We start from the raw sequence: 6,695 nt of genomic DNA, 5'->3' as shown, positions 1-6,695 counted from the left end.
CTTGCAAAGCATGGGGAAGCAGCATTTGCTGATGCTGATCGTATGGAAGGTAGCTCGTCGTCATTTGACAAGTTTACCTCGTCACCATTCGGATTGCATCAGTTTCTGCCGCGCAGACTCCTAGGGGACGGTGATGAAGATGACGGGGGCGCGGTTGAAATCGACCCAACACGGATGTCGGAGGCAAGTCCCGTGGGGATGGACCGCGTTGTTGACTACAGTAGAAGGCAGCGACGAGAGGTCCAGATGGACCTCTTTGCGCGAGAGCTTCTCCTACCGAGACCGTTAGTGATTGACCTGCACTTGGCGCAAAGTCAAACGTGTTCAGACATCGCGGGTAGGCTAGGCGCACCATTCGAAGTCGTGGCACAGCAGATGCTAGATGCGCTATTGCTCCCGCCTGCCCCTATTGCGGCTGCTGCAGAACCTAACGAGATCCCGCTAAATAAAAAGCAAGAAGTGGCAGCGGGCCATCGCGGCGCCGCCTTTCTTCTGCAGGCTGGTCCGGGAACTGGTAAGACACGCACACTAGTGGCCAGAGTCGAAAGCCTGCTGGACGAGGGTGTCGATCCGCGGCGCATCCTTCTGCTGACCTTCTCGAACAAGGCTGCGGTTGAGATGACCGAGCGAATAGCGCGCAAGCGGCCGAAGGAAGCCGCCGCACTTTGCATCAGGACCTTCCATAGCTTCGGCCTAGACATCCTCCGGCGATTCCATGACCGCTGTGGACTGCCCGACAATCCCCGGCTGATGGATCGAACCGAAGCGGTGGAGCTTATTGAGAACGAGTTTCCGCGGCTTGGCCTGATCCACTACCGTAATCTATACGATCCTTCGCAGACCGTTGCTGAAATCCTGAGCGCGGTGTCGCGAGCAAAGGACGAGGTCGTCGATGCCTCGGGATACTTAGCGTTGGCAAATACGATGCGCGCTGAGGCGTCCGACCAAAGCGCAATCGAATCCGCAGAAAGGGTCGCAGAGGTCGCGAAGGTCTACGCGCTTTACGAGGAACTGAAGACGGTCGCCGAATGTATAGATTTCGGTGACTTGGTGATGCGGCCAGTGTTGCTGTTAGAAGGCGATGAAGCTGTTCGAACTCAGCTTCAGGACGTCTATGACCACGTACTGGTTGACGAGTACCAGGACGTGAACCGTAGCAGCGTGCGGCTCCTTGCGGCGTTGAAGCCAACGGGTGCGAACCTGTGGGTGGTGGGAGACGCAAAGCAATCCATTTACCGGTTTCGCGGCGCCTCATCGTTCAATATGTCCCGTTTCGGGCGCGAGGATTTCCCCGGCGCGATACGCGACAACTTGGAAGTCAATTACCGATCCACGTTAGAAGTCGTCCACGCCTTTTCCACGTTTGCGGAAAATATGTCTGCCGCCGATGGCGAAAAGGCGCTCGAGGCAGAAAGGGGCCTCGGTGGTAAGCGACCGGAGATTATTACTGTGGGTAGCACGCCCCTGTTAACGTCAGCTATCGCTGACCGCATTAAAGAGCTCCGTGCAGATGGCTGTCAGTATCGCGATCAAGCAGTCCTATGCCGCGGAAATGACCGACTGTCGGATATAGGCCGGGAACTAGAGCGCGTGGGCATTCCTGTCCTCTTCCTGGGCAGCCTGTTTGAGCGACCAGAAGTGAAGGACCTCATAGCGGTGCTTACGCTCCTCATTGATCGGCGCGCGATGGGCCTAATCCGGACCGCTTGCTGGCCAGAGTTCGCGATGACCTTGGAGGACGTGAATTGCGTCTTTGAGCACCTCCGAGGTACTGACACGGAACCGGGCGCATGGCGACTTTGCGCTCCGACTGAAATGACGGCGGCAGGACAAGTCGCACTTTCAGCCCTCAATGCAGCCCTAGCTGGGTTCGATGCAACTTCGCAACCTTGGACCGTACTGGCGAGCATCCTCTTGGACCGGACTAGGCTAGCTGCACGCATCGCTGAATCATCCAACGTATCGGACCAGGCTCAGGGTATAGCGATATGGCAGTTCATGAACTTCGTTCGCGTACAGCCGAAGGGGCAAGGACTGCCAATTCAACGGCTATCCGACCGCGTGAGGCGGCTCCTGCGTCTGCGGGACGACAGGGACCTGAGGCAACTTCCAGCTGCAGCCCGAGGAATCGATGCAGTCCGCTTAATGACGATTCATGGCTCAAAAGGGCTTGAGTTTCAAGCAGTCCATATTGCTGGTGTAAACAAGGACTCGATCCCAGGAGCGCTTCAGACATCGAAATGCCCTCCGCCGGCGGGCATGGTCGCTGGTGCGCAAGGAAGCTCTGAGGAAGTTGCGCGTGCGGCACATAATGAAGAGCAGGAGTGTCTTTTCTATGTCGCGATGTCCCGCGCGAGGAATTTTCTGGCATTTTACGGTGCCACCGCGACGGCACCTACCGCCACGGGAAATGGGCGGGCTAGGCCACTGTCGCCGTTCTTGGGACGCATCGGCACTGTAGATCAGCGCCCAGTGACGCCGATCACGGTGATACCTCCTGCGCCTGACGATAGGCTCATTCCCGTCACGATTTCTGGCACCCCACGTTTCGGTTCCGATGCGGTCGCGCTTTATGAGTCTTGCGCTCGACGGTTTCTATATACGCATTTGCTTCAGGTTGGCGGCCGTCGCCGGATGAGTTCTTTTATGCAGATGCACGAGGCTATCCGTGAGGTTTATCGCGCTGTCGTGGTCCAAGGCAATGCGCCGACTGGTGAACTAGATGAGTTGCTCACTAAAGCATTTGTCACCTACGGCCTGCATGATCACGGCTACGTCGATGACTATCGAGCGATGGCCACGACGATGCTGCAATATTTCTTGGATTCAAGAGCCGGTGCGCTGATTGAGGCGCCCACTGCGTTGCAAATCTCGTTCGAGGACTACGAGGTAGAGGTAAGGCCAGATGAAATACTGGTACGAAACGGCATCCGCACATTGCGTCGGGTTAGAACTGGCCACGCGCCCAGCAAAGACGCAAAGGATGTGGGGGCCGCCGCATTTTTGTTGGCGTCGCGCGAGGCATTTCCCGGGGCTAGCGTGGAACTCGTGTATCTAGCGGATGCCGAATCAAAGCCATTGACGCTCTCCCCAAAAGAGCTGAGCAACCGGCAGGATAAACTGGGCGAAATATTCCGTGGCATTAGGGAAGGTCAATTCAACACAACCGTGTCGGATGCTACCTGTCCCAATTGCCCTGCTTTCTTCGTGTGCGGCGCGTTGCCGCCTGGCACACTTTCGAAGGATTTCTAAAAAACTTTACCGGTTGAGTCCGATTGGTTCGATTAGAGAGTTGTAGACGAGAAGAACCTCGTTTAACAACAACCCTAAAGGACCATATGAAAAATTTTGAAGACGTTGGCGATGCGATCCGCGAAGATCGCCCTCTGCGGGAGGCCGCCAACTACCGCATTCGCTTCGGCCTGGAGGGTCTGACCTTCCGCCATATCGACGTTCCAGACCCAGTTCCGACGGGGCGGCAGATTCTCGAAAGCGCGGGGCTTGACCGCCGCAACGACTACCTGCTGTTTGCGCTCCTGCCATCAGGCGACTTCGAGGACATCCGGCTCGATGAGACCGTGGACTTGCGCGGCCAGGGTGCTGAGCGCTTCATCGCGTTCAAGTCTGACCGCGATTTCAAGTTCTCTCTGAACGACCGCCAGATGGCCTGGGGCCGCGCGGAGCTGCTCGGCAGCGTTCTGTACGACCTCACTGACCTTTCGGCCGACGAAGCCATTTTCCTTGAAGTCCAGGGTGGCGAGGACCGCCTCATTGAGCCGGAGGACCGGGTCAACCTCGACGCACCAGGCGTTGAGCGGTTCATTGTCGCCCCCCGGCCAACCAGAGGCTACGTCATCCTGGTCAACGCTGTTGAGGAAACGGTGCCGGACAAGCACGTCACCTTCGAACAGGTAGTGATGCTGTCTCATCCGAACGCGCCGCCGGAAACTAACGTCAAGTTCTCCATGACGTACCGCAACGCGGCCTCGCTCCCCCATGCCGGCGAACTCGGCGAAGGTGGGTCTGTTGAAGTCAAAAAACGTGGGAGTATCTTCAATGTCACTCGAACTGTTCAGTCGTAACCCCGACTTGGCCCGGCTGCGGTCGGAGGGGTACTTTGTCCGCATTCACGGGAGCCTCCTGGTGATGCGGGAGGTCCCCTACGTCGACGCACAACGGCGCGTGCGCACCGGTACGCTGGTGTCGACCCTCGACCTGGCTGGCGATCAAACGCGCAAGCCGGAAACACACGTGATCCACTGGCACGGAGACTTTCCGTGCAACGCGGACGGAACGCCTTTGCCGGCGATCTCGCACACGTCGCCAAACACCGACTTGGGACACAGTCTGACCGCGAGGTACAGCTTCTCTAGCAAACCCAATCCGGACGGCTATCCAGACTACTACGCCAAGCTGTCTACCTACGCGACGATTTTGGCGGGGCCGGCGGCGGTCCTGCAGCCCGGGATCAGCGCACGGTTGATCCGCGGTGCCGATGATGAAGACGAACAGAGCGTGTTCAACTACCTTGATACAGCGTCTAGCCGGGTAGGTCTGGGAGCACTCGCCAGCAAGCTTGAGAATGAAGTGGTTGCGATCCTGGGCACTGGTGGTACAGGCAGCTACATTCTTGACCTGGTTGCGAAAGCGCCCGTAAGGGAGATTCGGCTGTTTGATGATGACGACTTCTTGTCGCACAATGCGTTCCGCGCGCCGGGAGCACCATCGCTGGAAATGCTGCGTGACGCCCCGAAAAAAGTTCAGTACCTGAAGGGTATCTATGAACGAATGCATCGCGGCATCGTAGCGCACGCTGTAAAGATGAACGCCGATACGTTGGGGCTTCTTGATGGAATCACATTTGCTTTCATCAGCATGGACGCAGGCGAGGAAAAGCGTGCCGTCGTCGCAAAGCTGGAGGCGCTCGGGGTTCCGTTCATCGATGTCGGGATGGGCTTGGAGCTCTCCAACGGCAGCCTCGGCGGCATCTTGCGGGTTACGACGAGCACACCTGAAAAGCGGGATCACATCCACGCGGGCCGCATATCCTTCGCGGGTGGGGGTGAACAAGATTTGTACGCCTCCAACATCCAGGTAGCGGACCTGAACGCACTGAACGCGTGCTTGGCGGTCGTGAAGTGGAAAAAGCTCCGCGGGTTCTACCGTGACTTGGAGAACGAACACCACAGCACGTACACGACCGACGGGGGCATGTTGCTCAACGGAGACCAGTCATGATGCGCTATCAGACCTTGGAACATCGCTTTGTTTGCAACGTCCCTCGCGAGCTGGAGCGGGGTGTGTTGTATGTTTCGATGGACTACGCAACCGCGGTGCATTCGTGCTGCTGTGGCTGCGGCGATCGCGTGGTGACGCCGTTTACGCCGACCGACTGGCGCATGACGTTCGATGGCGAATCCATCTCGCTTTACCCCTCGGTGGGAAACTGGAACCAGGAGTGCCGGTCCCACTATTTGATTCAACAGAATCGCGTGCTGGAGGCCGGTGGCTGGTCGAACTCCCAAATTGACACAGAGGTTCACCACGATAAGAAAGCCAAAGCCGCGTACTACAGCCAGCAAAGAGATGTCCAATCTGGCTTCTCGTCCACAGCGGCGGGGTACATTTCCAGCCCGGCCACCGAAGTGAATGCTCGACCGTTACCGAGCGTCTGGTCGCGCTTCAAGGTGTGGCTCACCAGATAACCAAGGGCAACTCATAGTCGTCCGCCAAGGGCCAGGCTACAGCCGACCTACAGCGCGACCCTGGTCAGTCCCTTCATGACATTCTGGGTTCAACGAAGCAAAAGTTACGCTTAAAATGTGCACGGATTTGCTCTTCACCTGATGATATGCAAAACTCTGCAGACGGCCCTGCCGGCTACTGTTTGCTTAAATCGAGACCGGCGCTAGAGAGCATGGGAAGCTCATACAAGCCTTGGGCTATTGGCTCACCACCTAGCGCACCAAGCCCTAACGCATTCTTGGGATGAGATAGCTTGAACGAGAACGACGTCTTCCTGGTAGCAGTTGTTGAGGTTGAGTACGACAAGCGGATCCTCTGCCAAGCGCCGGGCTGCGGACGCTCCGTCTACCGCAAGATACATATCGTTCTCGAATCGGCCGAGTTCACTTTGCTTGGATCCGACTGCTACCGTCGCATATATGGCAGCGGCGCTGTCCGCGAACCTTTTTATAGCTGGGGCTCAGATCGTCGGCTTACAGATGAGGAACGGCAACAACTTATCGAGAATACAGCAGCGTTTATCGAACAGCTGGAACAGGAGCTTGTTAGTTCATCCTTGGAACGAGGGCAGAGCGCAACTGCATCTCCAGCATTCTCCCCAAAAAGCGAACCAGTTTACATGCCTTCGCAACAGGCAGGTCGCCGCGGTATTGCGCAGTCCAGCCTTATGCGGGTCCAGTTTCTGCTGCAATCCTTTGCGGACGATGACGAATATTCAGGGCACAAGATGCTGGCCTGGCGATGGGCGGGTTCCCTAGATGAGGTTTTCCAGACCGCGTCATCATGGAAACAGCGCACCGTGTTGGATTCCGACCATGATCTGGTGCTGTGGTCAAGTAATTTCGGACACCACGATAGGTTCGCGTACTGCCATTTTCCGTTCGTAGACGGCGGGCGACAGATTGCCCAATGCTGAATTGATGCGTTTGCAGTTGTAGAAGCCGACGATG

Annotated in this window: 5 protein-coding genes; all 5 read left to right on the top strand. The window is 57.1% G+C overall.

Going from position 1 to position 6,695, the window contains the following annotated elements:
• Positions 1 to 288: 288 nt before the first annotated feature.
• The 5 genes from F1609_RS33585 to F1609_RS33565 all read left to right on the top strand — a co-directional run bounded on the left by F1609_RS33585 (position 289) and on the right by F1609_RS33565 (position 6,661).
• On the top strand, positions 289 to 3,252 hold the full coding sequence (locus F1609_RS33585; protein ID WP_370661710.1) for an ATP-dependent DNA helicase: 2,964 nt from the start codon (positions 289 to 291) through the stop codon (positions 3,250 to 3,252).
• Between the two features lie 86 nt (positions 3,253 to 3,338).
• Positions 3,339 to 4,082 (top strand): multiubiquitin domain-containing protein, encoded by a 744-nt coding sequence (locus F1609_RS33580; protein WP_167082228.1) that lies wholly within the window; start codon positions 3,339 to 3,341, stop codon positions 4,080 to 4,082.
• Complete coding sequence (locus F1609_RS33575; protein WP_167082226.1) at positions 4,057 to 5,238, top strand: ThiF family adenylyltransferase; 1,182 nt, start codon at positions 4,057 to 4,059, stop codon at positions 5,236 to 5,238. The genes F1609_RS33580 and F1609_RS33575 overlap by 26 nt, the downstream gene beginning before the upstream one ends.
• Positions 5,235 to 5,705 carry a ubiquitination-like system serine protease family protein gene (locus F1609_RS33570; protein ID WP_167082224.1) on the top strand — a complete coding sequence of 157 codons (471 nt, stop codon included), beginning with the start codon at positions 5,235 to 5,237 and terminating at the stop codon, positions 5,703 to 5,705. The genes F1609_RS33575 and F1609_RS33570 overlap by 4 nt, the downstream gene beginning before the upstream one ends.
• A 293-nt stretch (positions 5,706 to 5,998) precedes the next feature.
• Positions 5,999 to 6,661, top strand: a complete 663-nt coding sequence (locus F1609_RS33565) for an intracellular growth attenuator family protein (RefSeq protein WP_167082222.1) — start codon at positions 5,999 to 6,001, stop codon at positions 6,659 to 6,661.
• The last annotated feature ends 34 nt before the right edge of the window (positions 6,662 to 6,695 follow it).

It is taken from the genome of Massilia aquatica (assembly GCF_011682045.1).
GTDB classification, from domain to species: domain Bacteria; phylum Pseudomonadota; class Gammaproteobacteria; order Burkholderiales; family Burkholderiaceae_D; genus Telluria_A; species Telluria_A aquatica.
This window is presented reverse-complemented; position numbering and strand designations above follow the sequence as displayed.